We start from the raw sequence: 21,656 nt of genomic DNA on the forward strand, positions 1-21,656 counted from the left end.
CGATGCATCACCCCAGTCTGTTCCAGAGCTTCTTTCTCGGCGGTTTCGAGTGTTCCACCCATCGTCGCGCCGACGGTCGCCGGCTCGACCTGCTGGCCGCCACCGGCCATGACCGCTGGGCTGCCGAGGACTATGCCGCGCTGCAGCGCCACGGCATCCGCACGGTACGTGATGGTCTGCGCTGGCACCTGATCGAGCGCCTGCCGGGCGAGTACGACTGGTCCAGCGTCCTGCCGCAGCTGCGCGCGGCGAATGCCTGCGGCACTCAGGTGATCTGGGATCTGTGCCACTACGGCTGGCCGGAGGGCCTGGACATCTGGCGGCCGCGTTTCGTCGAGCGCTTCGCGAGGTTCGCCGCCGCCGCCGCGCGGCTGGTGCGCGAGGAGAGCGACGCAGTGCCGTTCTATGCGCCGATCAACGAGATTTCCTTTTGGGCCTGGGCCGGCGGTGACCATGCGCGCTTCAACCCGATGGGCGAGGGCCGCGGCGCCGAGCTCAAGCAGCAGCTGGTGCGCGCCAGCATCGCCGCCATCGACGCGGTGCGCGAGGTCGATCCGCGCGCGCGTTTCGTCCAGGTCGACCCGGCCATCCATATCAGCGCCAGCAGCATAAGGCCCGGCCCGCAGCGCGAGGCGGAGAATGCCCGGCAGGCGCAGTTCGAGGCCTGGGACATGCTCTGCGGCAAGGCCTGGCCAGGCCTGGGCGGCAAGCCCGAGTACCTCGATATCGTCGGCATCAACTACTACGCGGACAACCAGTGGTACCTGGGCGGGCCGACCATCGAGCGCGGTCATGCGGACTACCGGCCGTTCCAGGGCATTCTCGCCGAGATCCACCAGCGTTACGGGCGGCCGCTGCTGGTGGCCGAGACCGGCGCCGAAGGCGAGTTACGCGGCGAATGGCTGCGTTACGTCAGTGAACAGGTGGGCATCGCCCTGCAGCGTGGCGTGCCCATCGAGGGCATCTGCCTGTATCCGGTGCTCGATTACCCGGGCTGGGATGACGACCGGCATTGCCCCACTGGCCTGCTCGGCTTCGCCGATGCCCAGGGCCGGCGCGACGAGCATGCCGGGCTGGCCGACGAGTTGCGCCTGCAGCAGACCCGCTTCGTCGCCTTCGCGCCCGACCGGCAGGCGGCTGTGACCCCGGCATGAACGCCCCGGCCGTGGCGCGCACGTCCACCCCCGTGCTGCCGAGCCGGCCGCTGGCGTTCCTCTGGCATTACGTTTGCGTGCGGCCGTGGCATTTCGGCGGGCTGCTGAGTCTGGTGGTGAGCGCTGCGCTCTGTGCGGTGGCGGTGCAGTACGGCATGAAGCTGCTGGTCGATGCGATGGCCGACGGCACCGGCGAGCGCGGCGCGGCGAATGTGTGGTCGCCGCTGTGGCTGTTCCTCGGGCTGATCGTGGTGGAAAACGTCTTCTGGCGCCTCGGTGGCTGGCTTGGCTGCCGCACCGTGGTGGCCAGTTGCGTGGACATCCGCGTCGACCTGTTCAAGTACCTCACCGGCCACCCGATGCGCTATTTCAACGAGCACTTCGCCGGCTCGCTGGGCAATCGCATCTCCGCCGTCGGCCAGGCGGCCGGCAGCATCTACGGCGGGCTGGCGTGGAAGATCGTGCCGCCGATCGTCGACTTCATCGGCGCGGTGCTGGTGCTGCTCACCGTCGACTGGCGCATGGCGTTGGCGCTGATCATCTTCGTCCTCGTTGTGGCGCTGTTGATCACCGGCTTCGGCATCCGCGGGCGCAGCAAGCACCAGCGCTTCGCCGCGCAGGCCGCGCGGGTCGGCGGCGAGCTGGTGGATGCGGTGTCCAATGTCTGGACGATCAAGGCCTTCTCCGCGCGCGACCGCGAGGCCGAGCGCCTGGCCAACGAGATCGGCTACGAGGCGCGCGCCCAGCGGCGCAGCTGGATGTACCTGGAAAAGGCGCGGGTGCTGCATGACATCTGCCTGTCGCTGATGGCCGGCGGCATGCTGGTCTGGGCGATCCGCAGCTGGATCGGCGGCGCGGTGACTGCTGGCGACGTGGTACTGGTCAGCGCGCTGACCTTCCGCATCCTGCATGGCTCGCGCGACCTGGCGCTGGCGCTGGTGGACACCACGCAGCAGGTCGGCGCGATTGCCGACACCCTGCGCATCATCAACCAGCCTCATGGCCTGGAAGACCCCGAGTCCGAACTGACCTTGGACGAAGGCGTCATCGACTTCGTGCGCATCCGCTTCGGCTACCCCGGGCGGGGGCCGATCTTCGACGACTTCAGCCTGCACATTCCGGCCGGGCAGACGGTCGGCGTCGTCGGCGCTTCCGGGGCCGGCAAGTCGACGCTGATCAGCCTGCTGCAGCGCCTCGACGACGTGCAGGGCGGGCAGATCCTCATCGACGGTCAGGACCTCCGCCAGGTCAGCCAGGACAGCCTGCGCGCGAAGATCGCCGTGGTGCCGCAGGAATCCGCGCTGTTCAACCGCAGCATCCTCGAGAACATCCGCTACGGCCGCCCCGAGGCCAGCGACGAGGAGGTCTTCGAGGCCGCGCGACATGCCTTCTGCGACGGTTTCATCCGCGCCTTGCCGCAGGGTTATCAGACGCTGGTGGGCGAGCGCGGGGTGATGCTTTCCGGTGGCCAGCGTCAGCGTCTGGGCATCGCCCGCGCTTTCCTCAAGGATGCGCCGATTCTGATCCTCGACGAGGCCACCTCGGCGCTGGATACCCAATCCGAGGCGGAAATCCAGGCGGCGCTGAACCGGCTGATTCGCGGGCGCACCGTGGTGGCGGTGGCACACCGGCTGTCGACCCTGGCCAGCTTCGAGCGCATCGTCGTGCTGCGTGACGGGTGCATCGTCGAGGATGGCCCGCCGCAGCAGCTGCGCCGCCTGGGCGGGGAATTCGACGCGCTCTGGCGCATGCAGGCCGAGGGCTTCAGCCGCAGCGCCGAAGCCGCGCGATGAAGCGCATCGCGTTGCAGTCCAGCAGCCTGCGCTCGCTCGGCTACGACGCCGAGCAGCAGGTGCTGGAAGTGGAATTCGTCAGCGGTGCGCGGTACCGCTACGAGCAGGTGCCGCCCGAGGCGGTGCAGGCGCTGTTGCAGGCCGATTCGCTGGGACGGCACTTCAACCAGGTGTTCAAGCCGCAGCACTACCGCTATCGGCGGATCGAATAACGCGGTGCTGGAAAGGCGTGGATAAGCGCCGCGCTATCCAGCGGCGAGCTGAACTTCGCCGAACGCTGCTAGCCTCAATCCAGACAGGACGCCATTTCAGCGAGCGGAGTCTCGTCAGACCAGAAGGAGACACTCATGTCCGATCATCGCACCTACAAGAAGATCGAGATCGTCGGGTCCTCGCGCAACAGCGTGGACGAAGCCATCCGCAATGGCATCACCGAGGTCAGCCGTACCCTGCGCAACGTCGAGTGGTTTGAAGTGGGCGAAATCCGTGGGCACGTGGAGAACGGCAAGGTCGGCCACTTCCAGGTGACCATGAAGGTCGGCTTCCGCATCGAAGACAGCTGATCACACTGCGCCCGCCGCGCATTGCCGGCAGGCGGCGCTGGGCCCCGGTCAGGCTTGCCGCAGCCCGGCGACGATCTCGAAGGCGCGGTGGCGGTCGGCGGTTTCGTAGAGATCGCAGGTGAAGATCAGCTCGTCGGCCTGGGTCTGTTCCAGCAGCACGTCCAGCCGGGCGCGCACCTTCTCCGGCCCGCCGATCAGCGCCAGGCCGAGGAAGTCGCCCACCGCCTGCTGCTCGTGCGGCAGCCACTGGCCCTGCATGCTCTGCACCGGCGGGCGCAGCACCAGGCTCTGGCCGCGGATCAGCGCGAGGATGCGCTGGTAGACGCTGGTGGCCAGGTACTCGGCGTGCTCGTCGCTGTCGGCGGCAATCAGCGGCACGCCGAGCATCACGTAGGGTTTGGCGAGCACCGCCGAGGGCTGGAAGTTGTCGCGGTAGAGCTTGATCGCCTGGTGCATGAAGCGCGGCGCGAAGTGTGAGGCGAAGGCGTAGGGCAGGCCCTTGGCCGCGGCCAGCTGGGCGCTGAACAGGCTGGAGCCGAGCAGCCAGATCGGCACGTTGCTGTTCATGCCGGGCATGGCGATGACGCGCTGGTTCGGCTGGCGCGGGCCGAGCAGCAGCTCCAGCTCCTCGACGTCCTGCGGAAAATCATCGGCGCTGCCCATGCGGTCGCGGCGCAGCGCGTGGGCGGTGAACTGGTCGGCACCCGGTGCGCGGCCGAGGCCCAGATCGATGCGCCCGGGATACAGCGCCTCCAGCGTGCCGAACTGCTCGGCGATCACCAGCGGTGCGTGGTTGGGCAGCATCACGCCGCCGGCACCGAGGCGAATATGCGTGGTATTGGCGGCCAGATAACCGATCAGCACGGCGGTGGCGGCGCTGGCGATGCCGTCCATGTTGTGGTGTTCGGCCACCCAGAAACGCTGAAAGCCGAGCTGCTCCACGTGGCGCGCCAACGCCAGCGCATTGTGCAGCGCCTGGGCGGGCGTGCCGTCGTCACGGATCGGCGCCAGGTCGAGGGCGGAAAAGCGGGTGTGGGCAATGCGGGACATCGATAACCTCATGCGGAAGGCGGGCGGCTAGTAGCAGTGCTCGGCCTTGGCCTCGACCAGCACGTTGCGCTGCTCGTCGAGCAGCCAGCCCTGCGGGGTGAAGCCGAGCGAGCGGGCCTGGAACAGGTAGCGCTTGCCGGCCTCGAAGTGGTCGTAGCGCACTATCATGCTGCAGCGCATGGTCTGGGTTTCGGCGAACAGACCGAGGCCGCCGCCACTGACTTCGAATTCGTAGTTCGCCTCGAGTTCATGACTGCCCGGCGGCACCTGGAAATAGCGGCCGTCGTAGGTGCGCTTCTTGTCCAGGCGGTCGGCCATGAAGATGTCGATGGTCTGCGCGCGCAGATCGACCCAGGCCATCTGCGGATCGTGCGGTGGCAGCGGGCTGGCGCAGCCGGCCAGGGCGAGGACGGACAGGAGAACGAGCGTCAGGCGCATGATGCAGTTCCTTGGCGGGGTGCGGGGGCGAGGGTGCTTCAGCCACGCCGTGATGCTGCGAGCCTGCGCCAGATGCCGGGGCTTTTCAATCCGCGTCGCGCGCCAAGGTCAGCGTTCGGCGAGGTTGCCGCAGCCCTTCTCCTCGGCGCGCGCCAGCACGTACTGGTGTTCGTCGTAGAGCTTGGCCCACGGGCGAAAGCCGTAGCCACCGGCGACTAGGCGGTAGCGGGCGCCGGCGTTGAAGCGGTCGTAGGCCAGGGTCAGCTTGCAATCGCGCGACAGTGGCGCGCTGGCCGGGCCGATGTTGCTGCCCTCGACCTGGAAGCGGTAGCGCATCTCCAGCGTGCGGCTGCCCGGCTCGACCTGGAAGTAGCGGCCATCGTCCAGCGCCTTGCCGTCCACCGCCAGCGCCTGCAGCTGCGTTTCGCCATGCGGCCGGAGGTCGACCCAGGCCTGGCTGGGGTCCGGCGTGGGCATCCACAGCGAACAGCCGGCGAGAGACGAGAGAAGGAAGGCAATGACGAAACCGCGCATCTGGGAGCTCCGACCGGGCAGGCAGCGTCCCGGCTAGCGAATCAGGAAAGCGAATATCCGGCGGCAGGATTGCAATCCACCGCGCGGCCTTTGTAGGGTGCCGGCAGCACCTAGCACGACGCCTGTCCCCGACTCTTACCGGTGTTCCCGATGTCGAAGCCCAACGCCGCCTTGATCGACAGCTGCGCCCTGCATTGGGTTCCGCTGCTGCTTGCCGTTAGTCTGAATGGTTGCAGCAGCTATTACGGCCAACTGGCGGTTGGCCAGGCGCAGCTGCTGTCCCAGCGCGAGCCGATCGCCCGGGTCGTCGCCGACGACAGCCGTGATCCGGCCCTGCGCCAGCGCCTGGCGCGGGTGCTCGAGGCGCGCAGCTTCGCCAGCTCGACGCTGGGTCTGCCGGACAATGACAGCTATCGGTTGTACGCGGATATCCAGCGGCCCTACGTGGTGTGGAACCTGTTCGCCAGCGAAGCATTCTCCGTGGATGCGCTGGAGCACTGTTTCCCGATTGCCGGCTGCGTGGCCTATCGCGGCTATTACCGCCAGGGTGCGGCGCGCGCTGCGGCCGCACGACTGCAGGTGCAGGGGCTGGACACCCACGTGGCGGGCGTCGAAGCCTATTCGACCCTCGGCTGGTTTGCCGATCCGTTGCTCAGCTCGATGTTGCGGCGCAACGATGAGCAACTGGCGGCGCTGGTATTTCACGAGCTGGCGCACCAGCGGCTCTACCTGCCCGGCGACACGGCGTTCAACGAGTCCTACGCCAGTTTCGTCGAGCGTGAGGGGCTGCAGCAGTGGCGGCGTGAGCGCGGCCTGCCGCCCGTCGATGGCGAGGCACAGCGGCAGTATCGCCAGCTGGTCGAGCTGCTGCTGGCGACCCGGGAGCGACTGCGCACGCTGTATGCCTCGGGCAAGCCGGACGCCGAGCTGCGTGAGCTGAAGCAGGCGGCGTTCGATCGCCTGCGTCGTGACTATCGCCACCTGCGTGATGGTGTCTGGGGCGGCTCGCGGCGTTTCGACGGCTGGTTCGCGCGGCCGCTGAACAACGCCAGCCTGCTGCCATTTGGCCTGTACGACCGCTGGGTGCCGGCGTTCGCCGCGCTGTTCGAGCAGGTCGGCCGCGACTGGTCGCGCTTCCATGCAGCGGTCGCGACGTTGGCTCAGCTGCCTGCCGACGAGCGGGAAGCCAAGCTCGCGCAACTGGCCGACTGAGCAAGCGAAACGGCGCGGCCTGTTGCCGTGGGCGTTACGCGCCGTTATCGCTCTTGCGTCGAAAATCTCCAATCTCCCGTTCATCGGCTGCGATACGCCTGTCCGCTGAACGGTGCGAATCGTTTGCCGAAGCCTCCGGTCCTCTTTATTAGGTCGCCGATTCAAACGGCGGCGATCCCCATGCCTGATTCCACGCATAACAACGGAGGCTCCATGGAGACCCTATCCGGAATTTTCGACAATAAAGGCACGCCCCTGGAGAAGCAGAAGTTCACCTGGAAGGAGATGGCCGGCAAGCCGATCAGCAAGCTCGATGACGATGCGTTTACCCGTGTGCGCATCATCCTCATGAACGGCGTCGAGACGGATGCCCTGCGCCTGTCCCACGGCATCGCCCGCTTCAACAAGGAACTGCGCCTGCCGCTGGCGCAGATTCGCCGCGCCGAGCAGCACCAGGCGACCATGATCAACTGGCTGATCGGCGCCGACCACTCGCCGCTGGAAACCACCGTCGCCTACGAGCAGGTCGCCATCGAGGTGACCGCCGCCGTGGCGCAGAACGAGCCCGATCCCTACCAGGCGCAGACCTATCGCTTCGGTCTGCTCGAGGACTTCGACCATCTGTACCGCTACTCGGCGATGCTCGACCGCCTCGAGGGCAAGGATGCCAACAACATCCTGCAGGGCTACACCGACATCGTGCCGGGACGGAAAACCTCCGAGCACCACCGGCACCCGGAGAACGACATCCGCGACAATTACGAGAAGGACAGCGCCGCGCTGATCACCAAGATCCACGCGGCGCTGATCACCGGCGCGGAATACCAGACCCACGACTACTACCAGAACATCGGCCCGCTGTTCGCCGATCCGCTGGCGCGCCAGTTGTACGCCGAGATCGCTTCGGTGGAGGAGCAGCACGTGACCCAGTACGGCTCGCTCTCCGACCCCAGCGAAAGCCATATCGAGAAGTGGCTGGTGCACGAGGCGATGGAGGTCTACATGTACGCCAGCTGCGCCGAGCAGGAAACCAATCCGCGCATCAAGGCCATGTGGGAGCGTTTCCTCGACTACGAACTGGGCCACCTCAACGTCGCCTGCGAGTGGTTCAAGAAGCTCGAGGGCCGCGATCCGGCCGAAATCCTCGCCGGCCCGCTGCCGAAGATGGTCGAGTTCAAGAGCCAGCGCGATTTCGTCCGCCAGGTGCTGGCCGCCGAGGTCAACCTGCGCACCGCCGGCCCGGCCTACGTGGACAAGGCCAAAGAGCCGCAATCGTCGCTGGATTACCGCAACCATCTCGCTTCGGAAGGCCTCGCCTCGGACATCGTCTCGGCGGGTTACCAGTGGGCGCCGGGTGGCGAACTGATGCGCAAGGCTTCCTGAGGAGACGAACATGGCTACTGCAGCGAAAGTAGGTACCAATTACACCGGCGTGCAGATGTCGCCGAAGGACACCAAGCGCCTGCTCGAGGCGGTCAACGAGATTCACCCGGACGTGCCGGGCGACGAACACGGGATGCTGGTCGAGCGCGCCGAACGCTATGAAGAGGCCGATCGCATCGGCTCCGTGCCGGTGCCGGGTTCGGCCAAGGGCATGCTCAAGACCGGCTTCGACATGATGAAAGGCAAGAGCCCCGAGGTGTTCATCGACAAGCTCGGCGAGCGCCTGGCATTCGAGCGCAACGGTGTGCGTCTGTACGAGGCGATGATCGCCAAGGCACGCAACCTCGATTCCGGCAGCGCGCTGGTGGACGAGTTGCAGCACATCCGTGACGAAGAGTTCGAGCACATGATGCTGGTGCATGCGGCGCTGGAAAAACTCGGCGCCGATCCCACCGCGCAGACGCCCTGTGCCGATGTGGCCGGGGTCATGGCGATGGGCATCATGCAGGTGCTGACCGATCCGCGGACCAACATCCCGCAGTGTCTGAATGCCCTGCTGACCGCGGAGCTGGCGGACAACGCCGCCTGGGAACTGCTGATCGAACTGGCGCAGGCGGCGGGCCATCCGAACATTGCCGACAGCTTCGCCAAGGCCAAGACCCAGGAGGACGACCACCTGCTGAAGATCAAGACGCTGATGCGCCGTGATCTGATCCTGCAGACCAAGTAAGCGGTTCCCCGAAAGCAAAGCGCGGCTTTCGCCGCGCTTTGTCGTTCCTACGGAGAGGAAGGCGGGCGCTCAGCGCTGTTGCTGCACCAGCGCAGACAGCTGCTCGGCGAGCTTCTGCACCCGCAGCGGCGCGCGGATGAAGCCGTGCTGGCGGCCGTCCGGGCCGATGATGACCAGGTTGCCGCTGTGATCGACGGTGTAGTTTTCCTTGCTGGTGTCCGGCGGAATGAACGGGATGCCGACAGCATTGGCGAGGGTCTGGATATCCTCCGGGCTGCCGGTCAGGCCGCGGAATCCGGCCTTGAAGTGGCCGAGGTATTCCTTGAGCTTGGCCGGTGTGTCGCGGTTGGGGTCCACGCTGACCAGGATCGGCTGGAGCTGCCCTCGCACCGTTTCGGGCAGCAGGCCGTTGAGCTGGCGCAGTTCGGCAAGGGTGGTCGGGCAGATGTCGGGGCAGAAGGTGTAGCCGAAGAACAGCAGCGTCCAGCCGCCCTTGAACTGGTCGACCTGCACCGCCTCGCCGGCTTCGCTGGTCAGGCTCAGCGCTGGCACCGGCCGGCTCTGCGGCAGCAGCACGATGCCGGCATCCAGCAGCTGGGTTGGGTCGAGCTGGCGCTCGCCGTTGAGTACCTTGGAAACCGTCAGCCCGACGACCAGTGCAATCAGCGCAACGAGAATGAAGACGGTTTTCTGGATGCGGGTCATGGGCGTCCTTGTGGGCGGCTGGGTGGCCTGTTCGGCCACTAGAAATCGAGCAGCAGATAATGATCAACCAGTAGCGCGATGAACAGCGCGAACAGGTACCAGATGCTGAATTTGAAGGTCTTGATTGCCGCATGTGGCCGGCTGTCGCGGTACAGCGCTATGGCCCAGTAGAGAAAGCGCGCGCCCAGCAACGCCGCGGCGACCAGGTACAGCAGGCCGCTCATGTGGATGGCGAACGGCATGAAGCTGACCGCCAGCAGGGTCGCGGTGTAGAGCAGGATATGCACCTTGGTGTAGTGCACGCCGTGAGTCACCGGCAGCATCGGGATGTTCACCTTGGCGTACTCGGCCTTGCGATGGATTGCCAGCGCCCAGAAATGCGGCGGCGTCCAGGCGAAGATGATCAGCACCAGCAGCAGCGGTTCGGCGCTGACCTGGCCAGTCACCGCGACCCAGCCGAGCAGCGGCGGCGCGGCGCCGGCGAGACCGCCGATGACGATGTTCTGCGGCGTGGCGCGCTTGAGAAAACCGGTGTAGATCACCGCGTAGCCGATCAGCGAGGCGAGCGTCAGCCAGGCGGCCAGTGCATTGGTGAAGGTCAGCAGCAGCGCGAGCCCGGCGACGCCCAATGCCAGGGCAAAGGTCAGCGCGGCAGCGGGCGACACCCGGCCCTCGGCCAGCGGACGCTTGTGGGTGCGCGCCATCACCGAGTCGATTCGACGGTCCACCACATGGTTGACCGCCGCCGCGCCACCGGCGCACAGCGCGATGCCCAAGTTGCCGAACAGCAGCACCGTCCACGGCACTCCGGCGCGGGTGGCGAGGAACATGCCGACCAGCGAGGTGATGAGCATCAGCAGCACCACCTTCGGCTTGGTCAGCTCCAGGTAGTCGCGCCAGCTGGCCTGAACGCGACGTTCGCTGAGTACGATGGCCATGATGTTCTCCTTATGGTCGTGCGCCGGGCAGGTCGAGCCGAGCCGGTGCAGGGGAAAGCGGGCGCTGCGGCTGGCGGGCCGGCAGTGCGGCCTGGCGTGGCGCCGCGCGCAGCCGGTAGTTGATCAGCACCAGTACCAGCAGCAGCGCGGCACCACCGCCGTTGTGTGCCACCGCCACGGCCAGCGGCAGGTGCAGCACCACGTTGGCGATACCGAGCGCGATCTGCAGCACCAGCGCCGCCAGGAGCAGGCCGGCAAGGTGGTGCAGCCCGTTGCGTCGCAGCAGCGCGGCGAGCAGCAGCAGCACGAGCGTCACGCTCAGGGCGCCAAGGCGATGAGTGACATGGATCGCCGTGCGTGCTTCGCCGTAGAGCAGGCCGCCGAGGTAGTTGGGGCCGATGTCGTGATGGGTAAGGTTGAAGGCGTTGGTGAAATCCATCCGCGGCCACCACTCACCGTGGCAGGTCGGGAAATCGGTGCAGGCGACCGCCGCATAGTTGCTGCTGACCCAGCCGCCGAGGGTGATCTGGCCGATCACCAGTAGCAGGGCGAACGCGGCGAAAGCGCGCAATCTGCCGGGGGCCGCGGGCAGCGGCGCCAGCGCACCGGACAGGCGCAGGCAGAGCAGGAACAACAGGCTCAGGGTGGTGAAACCGCCCAGCAGGTGTGCCGTGACGACTTGCGGCCAGAGCTGCAGCGTCACCGTCCACATGCCGAACAGCGCCTGGGCGATGACCACGGCGAGCAGCAGCAGCGGCAGTTTCACCGGCTGGCCCGGTTCGCCGCGGCGGCGCAGCGCCTGCACCGCCAGCGCGAGGATCACCAGACCGAGGCTGCCGGCGAAATAGCGATGGACCATCTCGTTCCAGCCCTTGTGCACTTCCACCGGCGCATCGGGGAAGCGTTCGGCGGCCAGGCTCTGCGCCTGCTCGCTCATCGGTACGCCGAGAAAACCGTAGCACCCCGGCCAGTCCGGGCAGCCGAGGCCGGCGTGGGTCAGCCGGGTATAGGCGCCGAGCAGCACGACCACCACGGCCAGCGCGGTAGCGAAGAGGGCGAGGCGGTAACCAGGTCGGGCCATCGGGTTCTCCTTATGCGGCCTCGTTATGACCTCAGCGCAGCGGCTGCGTGCGTCAGCCGATCTGCGAGATCTTCAGCAGGTACTTCAGGTCGTCGAGAATCGCCTTGCCCTCGGCGTCGGCGTCGTAACGCAGCACCAGGTTGCCGTGGGGATCGACGATCCACAGCTGCGGTTCCGCCGGCGCTTCGGGGTTGCCGGCGTAGATCGTGGCGTCGAGCGCATGGCGTTGCAGCTGCGGGTATTCGCGGCGCAGGCGCTGTTCGTAGGTTGCGTCCAGCGTCGTTGCGCTAGCCAGCGCGTGGCTGGCGCGGGCCGCCTCGCGAGCCAGGCCGATATTGATCTGGCGCGCCAGGTAGACCAGCTGTTGGCATTGCGCCTCGCAGCCTTGCGGGGCGGTGACCAGCAGTTCCCAACGGCGCTCGGCTGTCGCGGTCGTCACGCCGATGGCGGTGCGGTCCTGGCCGTTGGCGATCAGTACGCCGTGGTAGCTGCGGGTCTGTGGCACCCAGAAACCGTAGCGGTACATGGCCGAGGCCAGCAGCATCGGCCCCAGCACCACCGCGAGGATCAGCAGCAGCTGTAGCCGGCCGCGCCCGCGCTTGGGCTCACGGCTGGCGATGGTCGGATTCATCGTGTTCATGACGCGTCCCCCGTGCCTGATGCACGCCGAAGTAGATGAACAGCGCCAGCAGCGCGACGGCCAGGGCAAACCACTGCACGGCGTAGCCGATATGCTGCTGCGGGCTCATGGTGGTCACTGGCCAGTCCGCGCGATAGGCGCTCGGCCCGGGCTCCAGGCGCAGCTCATAAGGCACGCCGTTGCGGCCGAGCGCTTTCCATAGTTCGGCGACATCGACGTGGTTGATCAGCCGTGGCCAGCCCTCGGCCATGCGGTGGCTGAAGACGAATGGCGGGCGCGACGGTGCGTAGACCCACGCGGCGAGCTTGAGCGATTGTGGCGGGGTGTCGAACTGCGGGGTGACGCGCCGGTCCGGCCAGGGCAGCCAGCCGCGGTTGACCAGTACCCAACGACCGCTAGGCTCGTCGTAGAACGGCTGCAGCAGCTCCACGCCGACCTTGCCATCACGGGTGCGGCTGTCGAGCAGGAAGCTGTGCTCGGCATCGAAGCTGCCCTGCAGGAAGACCCGCGCGAAGGCCGGATCGTTCAGGCGCTCGATCTCGTTCGGTGCCAGCGGTGCGGCCTGCTGACGCGCATCCTGACGGCCGAGCAGTTCGCTCTTCTGCGCGCTGCGTTCCAGCTGCCAGAAGCCGAGCCAGAGCAGCACCGGAAAAAGCGCCAGGACCAGCAACGTCGGCAGCAATCCCGGTCGGAAGCCGCTCATGGCACGCTCCGCTGATCGTCGATACGGCTGGCTATACTCCACCCCATTTCCCCCGTTGCGGACCCGCCCATGCTCAAGGTGGCGATCGTTGTTCTCTTGCTGGCCACGCTGATCAGTTTGTTCAGTGGCCTGGTCTTTCTGGTCAAGGACGAGGGCCGCAGCTCTCGTGTCGTCACCGCGCTGTTCATCCGCGTCACCCTCACCGCTCTGACCGTCCTGTTGATCGGCTGGGGTTTTTGGTCCGGCCAGCTGCGGCCGGGTTTCGGTCCCTAGAGCACGTAGACAAAGACGAACAGGCCGATCCACACCACGTCGACGAAGTGCCAGTACCAGCTCGCGGCCTCGAAGCCGAAGTGCTGCTCGGCGTTGAAATGCCCGCGCAGGATGCGGATCAGCATCACCGTGAGGATGATTGCGCCCATGGTTACGTGGGCGCCGTGAAAGCCGGTGAGCATGAAGAAAGTGGCGCCGTAGATGCCCGAACCGAGCGTCAGCCCAAGCTCGGTGTAGGCATGGATGTATTCCTCGGCCTGCAGGATCAGGAAGGCTGCGCCGAGCAGCACGGTGATCGCCAGACCGATCTTCAGCTGCTTGCGCTGGTTCTTCTTCAGCGCGTGGTGGGCCCACGTCAGGGTGAAGCTGGAGCTGACCAGCAGGATGGTGTTGATCAATGGCAGGCCCCAGGCGCTGATGGTGCCTTCCGGCGCCGGGTAGAGCTTGGGATCGGGGTTGTTCAGCAGCGGCCAGCTGTATTCGAAACCGGGCCAGAGCATGTTGCTGATGCCCTTGTCGCCCTCGCCGGCGAGCCAGGGGCCGGTCCAGTAGCGGATGTAGAACAGCGCGCCGAAGAAGGCGAGGAAGAACATCACTTCCGAGAAGATGAACCAGCTCATGCCCCAGCGGAACGAGCGGTCCATCTGCGCGCTGTACAGCCCGGCGCGGCTTTCCTTCACCACCGCGCCAAACCAGCCGAACATCATGTAGGCGATCAGCAGGGCGCCGATGAAGAAGATCAGCGGCCCGTTGGATTCGGCGCGCTCGGCCTTGAGGTCGTTGAACCAGGTGCCGAGGCCGAAGACGGTGACCAGCAGGGCGATGGTGGCGATGATCGGCCACTTGCTCTGCGCGGGGACGTAGTACTGCTCATGGGTCTGGGTGCTCATTGCAGACTCTCCTTGGCCGCGGCCGGTGCCAGAGCGGCGACCGGTGGCTGGCGGGACGTGATGTCGAACAGCGTGTAGGCGAGGGTCAGGTGGCGCACGTCTGTGGGCAGGTCGCGATCGACGATGAAGCGCACCGGCATCTCGATGCGCTCGCCCGGCTGCAGCACCTGCTGGGTGAAGCAGAAGCATTCGGTCTTGTGGAAATAGGCCGCCGCCCGCGACGGTGACACGCTGGGAATCGCCTGTGCGGTCATCGGCTTGTCGGTCGGATTGAAGGCGACGAAGCGCATCTCGCGGCTGGCGCCGGGATTGACCTCTAGCTGGTCGGCCACCGGTTGGAACTCCCAGACCATTCCCGCGGCATTGGTGGCGAGAAACTGCACGCGCACCTGCCGTCCTTCATCCGTCGTCTGCGTGCCTTGATAGGCACCGGCAGTCTTGCCGTTGATGCCGAAGGCCTGGCACATGACGTCGTAGATCGGCACCAGTAGGAAGCCGAAGGCGAACATGCCGACGACCACCAGCAGCAGCCGACGGACCAGACGGGCGGTGGCAATCGGCTCGTTCATGGCTGCCGCTCCCAGGCGTTCGGCATCGTGCTAGTCATGGCTCGGCCCGGTGCGATGGGCGTGCAGCTCGTCCATGTCCGGTGGCGTGCTGAAGGTGTGGTACGGCGCCGGCGACGGCACGCTCCACTCCAGGCCTTCGGCACCGTCCCAGGGTTTGGCCGGGGCCGGCACGCCGCCGCGGATGCACTTGATGACGATGAACAGGAACAGCAGCTGGGTGGCGCCGAAGAGGAAGGCGCCGATGCTGGAGACCATGTTGAAGTTGGCGAACATCATGTTGTAGTCGGGGATGCGCCGCGGCATACCGGCCAGGCCGACGAAGTGCATCGGGAAGAACGCCAGGTTCATGCCGACGAAGCTCAGCCAGAAGTGCAGCTTGGCCAACGTCTCGTCGTACATGTGCCCGGTCCATTTGGGCAGCCAGTAGTAGGCTGAGGCGAAGATGCCGAAGATCGCGCCTGGCACCAGCACGTAGTGGAAGTGCGCCACCACGAAGTAGGTGTCGTGGTACTGGAAGTCCGCCGGGGCGATGGCCAGCATCAGCCCGGAGAAACCGCCGATGGTGAACAGAATGACGAAGGCCACGGCGAACAGCATCGGTGCCTCGAAGGTCAGCGAGCCGCGCCACATGGTCGACACCCAGTTGAACACCTTCACTCCGGTGGGCACGGCAATCAGCATGGTGGCGTACATGAAGAACAGCTCGCCGGTCAGCGGCACGCCGACGGTGAACATGTGGTGCGCCCAGACGATGAAGGAGAGGAAGGCGATCGCGCCGGTGGCGTAGACCATCGAGGTGTAGCCGAACAGCGGCTTGCGGCTGAACGCCGGGATGATCGAACTGACCGCGCCGAACGCCGGCAGGATCATGATGTACACCTCGGGGTGGCCGAAGAACCAGAACACGTGCTGGAACAGCACCGGGTCACCGCCGCCGGCCGCGCTGAAGAAACTGGTGCCGAAGTGGATATCCATCAGCATCATGGTCACCACGCCGGCCAGCACCGGCATCACCGCGATCAAGAGGAAGGCAGTGATCAGCCAGGTCCAGACGAACAGCGGCATCTTCATCAGCGTCATGCCCGGCGCGCGCAGGTTGAGCACGGTGGCTATGACGTTGATGGCGCCCATGATCGAGCTGATGCCCATCAGGTGGATGGCGAAGATGAAGAAGGTCACCGACTCCGGCGCGTAGGTCGTCGACAGCGGCGCGTAGAAGGTCCAGCCGAAGTTCGGCCCACCACCCTCCATGAACAGCGTGGAAACCAGCAGGCCGAAGGCCGCCGGCAGCAGCCAGAAGCTGAAGTTGTTCATCCGCGGCAGGGCCATGTCCGGCGCGCCGATCATCAGCGGGATCATCCAGTTGGCCAGGCCGACGAAGGCCGGCATCACCGCGCCGAACACCATGATCAGGCCGTGCATGGTGGTCATCTGGTTGAAGAATTCCGGCTGCACGATCTGCAGCCCCGGCTGGAACAGCTCGGCGCGGATCACCATCGCCATCGAGCCGCCCAGGAGGAAGGCGCAGAAGCTGAACCACAGGTACATCGAGCCGATGTCCTTGTGGTTGGTAGTCAGCAGCCAGCGCGAGAGGCCCTTGGCCGGGCCGTGGTGGTGGTCATGCCCGACATGACCATGATCGATCACTGCACTCATCACCGGATCCTCTTACTGGGTGGCTTCTTCGGCCTGTTTGAAGTCGAGCACGTCTTTCGGCGTGACCATGTCGCCCTTGTCGTTGCCCCAGGCGTTGCGCTCGTAGGTGATGACCGCGGCCAGATCGACCTCGGACAGTTGCTTGCCGAAGGCCGCCATGGCGGTGCCCGGCTTGCCGTTGACGACGATGTCGATGTGCGCCTCGGCTTCACCGGTGGCGATCGCCGAGCCCTTGAGCGCAGGGAACATCGGCGGCAGACCCTCGCCGGTCGGCTGGTGACAGGAGGCGCAGCTGGTCTGGTAGACCTTCTCGCCCCGCGCGACGAGCTCGTCGAGCGTCCATTCCTTGCCGGTCAGCTCCTTGAGCTTGGCGGCTTCGACCTTGCGCTCGGCCAGCCAGGTGGCGTAGTCCGCCTGCGACTTGACCTCCACCACCACCGGCATGAAGCCGTGGTCCTTGCCGCACAGCTCGGTGCACTGGCCGCGGTAGATGCCGGGCTCTTCGACACGGGTCCAGGACTCGTTGATGAAGCCGGGAATGGCGTCTTTCTTCACCGCCAGGTCCGGCACCCACCAGGAGTGGATCACGTCCGCGGCGGTGATGAGGAAGCGCACCTTGGCGCCGGCGGGAATCACCAGCGGCTCGTCCACCTCCAGCAGGTAGTGCTCGCCCTTGGGTGCCTGGTTGTTGATCTGCTCGCGTGGCGTGGTCAGGTTGCTGAAGAACTCGACGTCCTCGCCCAGGTACTTGTAGTGCCACTTCCACTGGTAGCCGGTGATCTGCACATCCACGTCGGACTCGCTGGTGTCGTAGATGTGGATCAGCGTGCGAGTCGCCGGAACGGCCATGCCGACCAGGATCAGCAGCGGAATGACGGTCCAGAGCACTTCGACCTTGGTGTTCTCGTGGAAGTGCGCCGAGTGCTGACGCTTGGAGCGGCGGTGGGCGACCATGGACCAGATCATCACGCCGAACACCAGCACGCCGATGATCACGCAGATCCAGAAGATCGTCATATGCAGATCGAACACCGAGCGACTGACCTCCGTCGCCCCCGAGCGCATATTCACGTCCCAGGCTGCCTGAGCCTGACTGACGAGTGTCGATAGCCCAAGCCCCATCCAGATACATGGATGTCGAGACATTGCGGGTTCCCCTTATGATTCTTGTTATCCCGCCGACTGCCATCGCACCGCCGAAAATCGGCTGGCCGGGAGTCAATTCCCGGGGCTCCAGCTACGTTTTCGATCGGCCCGATACTGTCCGTCCCGGCCACCGAGTGTTTCGATGACCGCGACGTCGCCTGCACGCGCAGTCGGAATTCAATCAGGTACGCCTACGAACGGAGTATAGACAGCGATCCCTGGCTGGCAATTCAGGCGCCCGGCGCGTCTGCCTCGGGGGCTGTGGGACCGTCGTTCTTCTTCACGCCACGGATGTTCATCAGCGCCAGACAGACCTGCAGGGTGATCAGCGCCCAGGCTTCGGCGTGCCAGCCCCAGATCACCCAGAGCAGGTTGCTCAGCAGAAAACAGCAGAAGCCGACGAAGCGCCGGCCCGGGCGCAGCGAGCCGATCAGCCAGGCGGCGATCACCGTGACCAGCATGGCCGGCCATTGCAGCAGATCGATCCAGTCCACGATGTCCTCCGAAGCGGGGATACAGGGATTGGTGCCGTGGCGGCTGGGGATAGTTCCTGCGGGCGTGTCTGGCGCACGGGTGCAACGACCGATGACGATGGGCTGCGTCATCGACTCCGCATACCGCGCGATGCATGCCGGCGTTGCGGTGAATGGGTGAGGCGCCATCTACCCTACGTCCGCCGGTCCGCTGCGTAGGGTGGAAAACCGCGCAGCGTTTTCCACGCGTCTGATGGCACCCGCAGACATCCCGTTGGGCGAACGCAAAGGCCGGACTTGGCTGGGTCCGCTCGATCATTCGCCCGGTGAACCACGCCGCCAGCCACGGCCTTTCGGTGGATAAGCGAAGCGTTATCCACCCTACGCGCCTTCCGTCGGGCAAACCGTCAGATCAGGCTCAGTTGCTGACCGGGCGGCGCGAAAATGCTGCAGTCCAGACCGTAGTTCTGGTCGCGGCGGTTGAAGCCGAGGCGCTTGCAGGCCAGGCGGAAGCGCTGCGCCAGCAGCTCGGCGAACTGGCCTTCGCCGCGCATGCGGCTGCCGAAGCGGCTGTCGTTGCTGCGGCCGCCGCGCGACTGGCGCACCAGGCTCATCACATGCGCGGCGCGCTGCGGAAAATGCTCGGCCAGCCAGGCCTCGAACAGCTCTGTCAGCTCGTGCGGCAGGCGCAGCAACACGTAGCCGGCCGAGCGCGCGCCGGCCTCGCGGGCGGCTTCGAGCAGGTGTTCGAGCTCCATGTCGTTGATCATCGGGATCATCGGCGCGCACATCACGCTGACCGGCACGCCGGCGTCGTGCAGCGTGCGCAGCACCCGCAGGCGCGCCGAGGGCGAGGCCGCGCGTGGCTCCATGATGCGTTTGAGTTCGTCGTCCAAGGTCGTGAGGCTGACCGACACGCTCACCAGCCGCTGCTCGGCCAGCGGCACCAGCAGATCGAGGTCGCGCAGCACCAGCGAACCCTTGGTGATGATGTGCACCGGGTGCTTGAAGCGCAGCAGCACTTCCAGCGCCTGGCGCGTCAGCCGCTGCTCGCGCTCCAGCGGCTGGTAGGCATCGGTATTGACCCCCAGCGCGATCGGTTGTGGCACGTAACCGGGTTTGCTCAGCTCGGCTTCCAGGCGCTCGGCGAGGTTGGTCTTGGCGATCAGCCGCGTCTCGAAATCAATGCCCGGCGACAGATCCCAATAGGCATGGCTGGGCCGCGCGAAGCAGTAGATGCAGCCATGTTCGCAGCCGCGATAGGGGTTCACCGAACGATCGAAACCAACGTCCGGCGACTGGTTGCGGGTCAGCACCGACTTGGCGATTTCGCGACGTACCTCGGTGGCGCGGGTCGGTGGCACGTCCTGTTCCCAGCCGTCGTCGCAGGCCTCGCTGCGCGTCGGTGCGAAGCGATTGTCGGGGTTGATCGCGGTGCCGCGACCGCGTGGTGTCGAGCGAAGGAGAGTCATCAATCAGTTCACGAATGCTGTTTATGCATACAGTATTCGTGATGCGCCTGACGCGCCAGTGGTCGCTGATCAACGGCCGCTGGTGACCGCTGGTCGCCTGAACGGGGAACATTTGCCCGGCGTACCGGACAAATGGGTCTGATCGGGTTGTGCCGCGCCGCCCATGCTGCCTGGCCACTCCCCGCGGGAGTCAACCAACCATCGCACAAGGAAGACCGGAGCGCCCATGGCGCCCGGCCCGGCAGTATCGGCGACGCGCAGCTCTCGCGCGCACTTCATCCATCCGCTGCCGCCTCATGTCAGGAGCAGACCATGCAGACCTCCTTCCATTCGCGGGAGAACAATTTCGATTTCCTGCGCTTCTTCGCCGCGGCGCTGGTGCTGTTCGCTCATAGCTACCCGCTGGTCGGTCGCCGTGGCGACGAGCCGTTGACCGTGCTGACCGGCTACGAGAAGGGCGGCTCGATTGCCGTCGGCATCTTCTTCGTCATGAGCGGCTACCTGATCGCGTCGTCCTGGCTGGCCAGCAGCAGCCCGCAGAGCTTCCTGCTCAAGCGGGCGCTGCGCATCTTCCCGGCGCTGATCGTCGCGGTACTGCTCTCGGCGTTCGTCATCGGGCCGCTGGTCACGCAATTCGATCTCGCCCGTTACCTGGCGGCCGACGGCACCTGGACCTATCTGCAGAACATCCTGCTGGTGACGTGCTACGAGTTGCCCGGGGTGTTCACCGGCAACGTCTATCCCGACGTGGTGAACGGCTCGCTGTGGACACTGCCGCTGGAAGTGCTGATGTATATCGGCGTGATGATTCTGGGGCTGACCGGCTTCCTCAAACGGCGGCTGATCTTCCTGCCGATCGCCGCGCTCGCTGTCGGGCATTTCTGGCTGCTGGGCAAACTCGGCATCGACTCGTATTTCATCAAGAACATCTTCAAGCTCGGCCTGCTCTACTACTCGGGCTCGGCGCTGTTCCTCTATCGCGATGACATCCCCTGGCGCGCCTGGATCGCGGCGCTGCTATTCGCCGCGCTGGTGGCGACGTTCCGCACCGACATCGGACAGCTGGTGTACTTCGTCGCGCTGCCGTATCTGGTGCTCTACCTCGCCTACGCGCCGCTGCCGTGGGTGTCGCGCTTCGGCAGGTACGGCGACTTCTCCTATGGCCTGTACATCTACGCCTTTCCGTTCCAGCAGCTCACCGTCTACCTGTTCGGCCCGCAGATCGGCGTGCTTGGCCTGACGCTGAGCGCCTTCGTGCCGACGCTGATCCTCGCTGCGCTGTCCTGGCACCTGATCGAAGCGCCGGCGATGAAGCTCAAGCGCCTGTTTGCTTCGCCACCGCAGCCGGGGCGGGCGACGCCGAAGGTCGAGGGCTGATTTGAACTGGTACAAAAAGGAACCCGCCACTTGGCGGGTTCTTCGTTTTAGAGGTTGGGCGCGCCGAGTCCTGGCGGCGAAGTGGAGTTTTTCACCTCAAGACTCGGCGCACCTGCAGATCACGATAACCGGCTGCGGGATCGCCCTGGATCTCCAGATGCCCCGCGGCAGCGAGTTCGCGGGCGCGCCAGTAGAGGAAGAAGTCGGTGGCAAAGAAACCGTCGCAGTGGCCCATGACCTCGGCCATCGTACGCGCCAGCGGAGCGAATTCGTCGGGGCTGGCGGCCACCAGCGCCGCGTCGATCAGCCGATAGTCTTCGCCCTGAAACGTCCCCTCGCACCAGCGGCGAATGTCATGCGAGCTGGCGCACTGCTCGTGCCAGACCGCAGCGAGTTCAGCCTGGCGAGACGCGGGAACCGCCTGTGGGCTGTATAGCGCCGCCAGTGCCTCGGGCGAATGCAGGGACACGGCTTTGCGCCGGTCGGCGCGGCTGTCTCCGGTGCCGCAGGCGACTTCGTGCAGCTCGCAGCGCGAACCCTGCAGCGTCGCGGCGACGCGAGCCAGCAGCAGCTGTTCGGATGCGCTGTCGCCGTGCCAGACCGTTACGGCGGCAGCCTGCTCGGCTAGCTCGGTCCGCCAGACGGCATCCGCGGCCAGCTCGTCGGCGAATGCCGGGCGCGGCGCTACTTCAGCGGGCCATACCTGCTCCCAGAAGGCGACACGGGCGGCGCAAGGCGCACGGTCCACGTCATTCAGCGGTCCGACAGCCAGGTCGTCGCGCAACACCCGCACCTGTACCTCGGGCTCGAGCCTGGCCAGCAGCGCACGTACGCTATTGCCGGCCAGGTCGCCGCAGGTCAGGTGCAGCATGGCGA

24 protein-coding genes are annotated in these 21,656 nt (G+C 66.0%); 9 read left to right on the top strand and 15 right to left on the bottom strand.

Annotated elements, in window-relative coordinates:
* The first annotated feature begins 2 nt into the window (after nt 1-2).
* From N8H22_RS17845 to N8H22_RS17860, 4 genes are all read left to right on the top strand, one after another.
* On the top strand, nt 3-1,154 hold the full coding sequence (locus tag N8H22_RS17845; RefSeq protein WP_264591851.1) for a beta-glucosidase: 1,152 nt from the start codon (nt 3-5) through the stop codon (nt 1,152-1,154).
* A complete protein-coding gene (locus N8H22_RS17850) occupies nt 1,151-2,947 on the top strand; it encodes an ABC transporter ATP-binding protein (RefSeq protein WP_264591852.1) in 1,797 nt (598 codons plus the stop codon). Before N8H22_RS17845 ends, N8H22_RS17850 begins: the two co-directional genes overlap by 4 nt.
* Nucleotides 2,944-3,159, top strand: a complete 216-nt coding sequence (locus N8H22_RS17855; protein ID WP_264591853.1) for a KTSC domain-containing protein — start codon at nt 2,944-2,946, stop codon at nt 3,157-3,159. Before N8H22_RS17850 ends, N8H22_RS17855 begins: the two co-directional genes overlap by 4 nt.
* A 135-nt stretch (nt 3,160-3,294) precedes the next feature.
* Nucleotides 3,295-3,510, top strand: coding sequence for a dodecin (locus N8H22_RS17860; protein ID WP_264591854.1), 216 nt, complete (start codon nt 3,295-3,297; stop codon nt 3,508-3,510).
* Between the two features lie 48 nt (nt 3,511-3,558).
* On the opposite strand, the gene N8H22_RS17865 is transcribed toward N8H22_RS17860, so the two are convergent.
* The 3 genes from N8H22_RS17865 to N8H22_RS17875 form a co-directional block, all read right to left on the bottom strand.
* A complete protein-coding gene (locus N8H22_RS17865) occupies nt 3,559-4,560 on the bottom strand; it encodes an LLM class flavin-dependent oxidoreductase (RefSeq protein ID WP_264591855.1) in 1,002 nt (333 codons plus the stop codon).
* A gap of 27 nt (nt 4,561-4,587) precedes the next feature.
* The gene (locus N8H22_RS17870) at nt 4,588-4,998 is read right to left on the bottom strand and encodes a hypothetical protein (protein ID WP_264591856.1); all 411 of its coding nucleotides are present in this window, start codon (nt 4,996-4,998) and stop codon (nt 4,588-4,590) included.
* A gap of 108 nt (nt 4,999-5,106) precedes the next feature.
* Nucleotides 5,107-5,532 carry a hypothetical protein gene (locus N8H22_RS17875; protein WP_264591857.1) on the bottom strand — a complete coding sequence of 142 codons (426 nt, stop codon included), beginning with the start codon at nt 5,530-5,532 and terminating at the stop codon, nt 5,107-5,109.
* 150 nt (nt 5,533-5,682) lie between these two features.
* Between N8H22_RS17875 and N8H22_RS17880 the strand changes: the two genes are divergently transcribed.
* From N8H22_RS17880 to N8H22_RS17890, 3 genes are all read left to right on the top strand, one after another.
* Nucleotides 5,683-6,744 carry an aminopeptidase gene (locus N8H22_RS17880; protein WP_264591858.1) on the top strand — a complete coding sequence of 354 codons (1,062 nt, stop codon included), beginning with the start codon at nt 5,683-5,685 and terminating at the stop codon, nt 6,742-6,744.
* Nucleotides 6,745-6,957: 213 nt separating this feature from the next.
* The gene (locus N8H22_RS17885; protein WP_264591859.1) at nt 6,958-8,127 is read left to right on the top strand and encodes a hypothetical protein; all 1,170 of its coding nucleotides are present in this window, start codon (nt 6,958-6,960) and stop codon (nt 8,125-8,127) included.
* A 10-nt stretch (nt 8,128-8,137) separates the two neighbouring features.
* Nucleotides 8,138-8,857, top strand: coding sequence for a ferritin-like domain-containing protein (locus tag N8H22_RS17890; RefSeq protein WP_264591860.1), 720 nt, complete (start codon nt 8,138-8,140; stop codon nt 8,855-8,857).
* Between the two features lie 69 nt (nt 8,858-8,926).
* Here N8H22_RS17890 and N8H22_RS17895 read toward each other — a convergent pair whose 3' ends face one another.
* The 5 genes from N8H22_RS17895 to N8H22_RS17915 are packed head-to-tail and all read right to left on the bottom strand — an operon-like array spanning nt 8,927 to nt 12,924.
* Entirely contained in the window at nt 8,927-9,562 is a 636-nt protein-coding gene (locus N8H22_RS17895) for an SCO family protein (protein WP_264591861.1), read from the bottom strand.
* A 38-nt stretch (nt 9,563-9,600) separates the two neighbouring features.
* Complete coding sequence (gene cyoE / locus N8H22_RS17900) at nt 9,601-10,500, bottom strand: heme o synthase (RefSeq protein WP_264591862.1); 900 nt, start codon at nt 10,498-10,500, stop codon at nt 9,601-9,603.
* 10 nt (nt 10,501-10,510) lie between these two features.
* Nucleotides 10,511-11,581, bottom strand: a complete 1,071-nt coding sequence (locus N8H22_RS17905) for a COX15/CtaA family protein (protein ID WP_264591863.1) — start codon at nt 11,579-11,581, stop codon at nt 10,511-10,513.
* A gap of 52 nt (nt 11,582-11,633) precedes the next feature.
* Nucleotides 11,634-12,212 carry a hypothetical protein gene (locus tag N8H22_RS17910; RefSeq protein WP_264591983.1) on the bottom strand — a complete coding sequence of 193 codons (579 nt, stop codon included), beginning with the start codon at nt 12,210-12,212 and terminating at the stop codon, nt 11,634-11,636.
* Complete coding sequence (locus tag N8H22_RS17915; RefSeq protein ID WP_264591864.1) at nt 12,187-12,924, bottom strand: SURF1 family protein; 738 nt, start codon at nt 12,922-12,924, stop codon at nt 12,187-12,189. The genes N8H22_RS17910 and N8H22_RS17915 overlap by 26 nt, the downstream gene beginning before the upstream one ends.
* Before the next feature lie 69 nt (nt 12,925-12,993).
* Here N8H22_RS17915 and N8H22_RS17920 point away from each other — a divergent pair, with 69 nt between their 5' ends.
* Nucleotides 12,994-13,197 carry a twin transmembrane helix small protein gene (locus N8H22_RS17920; RefSeq protein ID WP_264591865.1) on the top strand — a complete coding sequence of 68 codons (204 nt, stop codon included), beginning with the start codon at nt 12,994-12,996 and terminating at the stop codon, nt 13,195-13,197.
* Here N8H22_RS17920 and N8H22_RS17925 read toward each other — a convergent pair.
* The 6 genes from N8H22_RS17925 to N8H22_RS17950 form a co-directional block, all read right to left on the bottom strand.
* The gene (locus N8H22_RS17925; RefSeq protein WP_264591866.1) at nt 13,194-14,087 is read right to left on the bottom strand and encodes a cytochrome c oxidase subunit 3; all 894 of its coding nucleotides are present in this window, start codon (nt 14,085-14,087) and stop codon (nt 13,194-13,196) included. The genes N8H22_RS17920 and N8H22_RS17925 overlap by 4 nt on opposite strands.
* Entirely contained in the window at nt 14,084-14,656 is a 573-nt protein-coding gene (locus tag N8H22_RS17930; protein WP_264591867.1) for a cytochrome c oxidase assembly protein, read from the bottom strand. The genes N8H22_RS17925 and N8H22_RS17930 overlap by 4 nt, the downstream gene beginning before the upstream one ends.
* Nucleotides 14,657-14,686: 30 nt before the next feature.
* Nucleotides 14,687-16,312, bottom strand: coding sequence for a cytochrome c oxidase subunit I (gene ctaD / locus N8H22_RS17935; protein ID WP_264591868.1), 1,626 nt, complete (start codon nt 16,310-16,312; stop codon nt 14,687-14,689).
* A 12-nt stretch (nt 16,313-16,324) separates the two neighbouring features.
* Nucleotides 16,325-17,458, bottom strand: coding sequence for a cytochrome c oxidase subunit II (gene coxB, locus N8H22_RS17940; RefSeq protein ID WP_264591869.1), 1,134 nt, complete (start codon nt 17,456-17,458; stop codon nt 16,325-16,327).
* A gap of 230 nt (nt 17,459-17,688) precedes the next feature.
* Nucleotides 17,689-17,952 (bottom strand): hypothetical protein, encoded by a 264-nt coding sequence (locus N8H22_RS17945; protein ID WP_264591984.1) that lies wholly within the window; start codon nt 17,950-17,952, stop codon nt 17,689-17,691.
* A 386-nt stretch (nt 17,953-18,338) separates the two neighbouring features.
* A complete protein-coding gene (locus tag N8H22_RS17950; RefSeq protein WP_264591870.1) occupies nt 18,339-19,403 on the bottom strand; it encodes a PA0069 family radical SAM protein in 1,065 nt (354 codons plus the stop codon).
* A 312-nt stretch (nt 19,404-19,715) separates the two neighbouring features.
* Between N8H22_RS17950 and N8H22_RS17955 the strand changes: the two genes are divergently transcribed.
* Nucleotides 19,716-20,780: an acyltransferase gene (locus tag N8H22_RS17955; protein WP_264591871.1), complete on the top strand. Its 1,065-nt coding sequence runs from the start codon at nt 19,716-19,718 to the stop codon at nt 20,778-20,780.
* Between the two features lie 91 nt (nt 20,781-20,871).
* Here N8H22_RS17955 and N8H22_RS17960 read toward each other — a convergent pair whose 3' ends face one another.
* The gene (locus N8H22_RS17960; protein WP_264591872.1) at nt 20,872-21,651 is read right to left on the bottom strand and encodes a DUF1835 domain-containing protein; all 780 of its coding nucleotides are present in this window, start codon (nt 21,649-21,651) and stop codon (nt 20,872-20,874) included.
* Between the last annotated feature and the right edge of the window lie 5 nt (nt 21,652-21,656).

The organism is Stutzerimonas sp. S1 (genome assembly GCF_025966695.1).
Classification (GTDB): domain Bacteria; phylum Pseudomonadota; class Gammaproteobacteria; order Pseudomonadales; family Pseudomonadaceae; genus Stutzerimonas.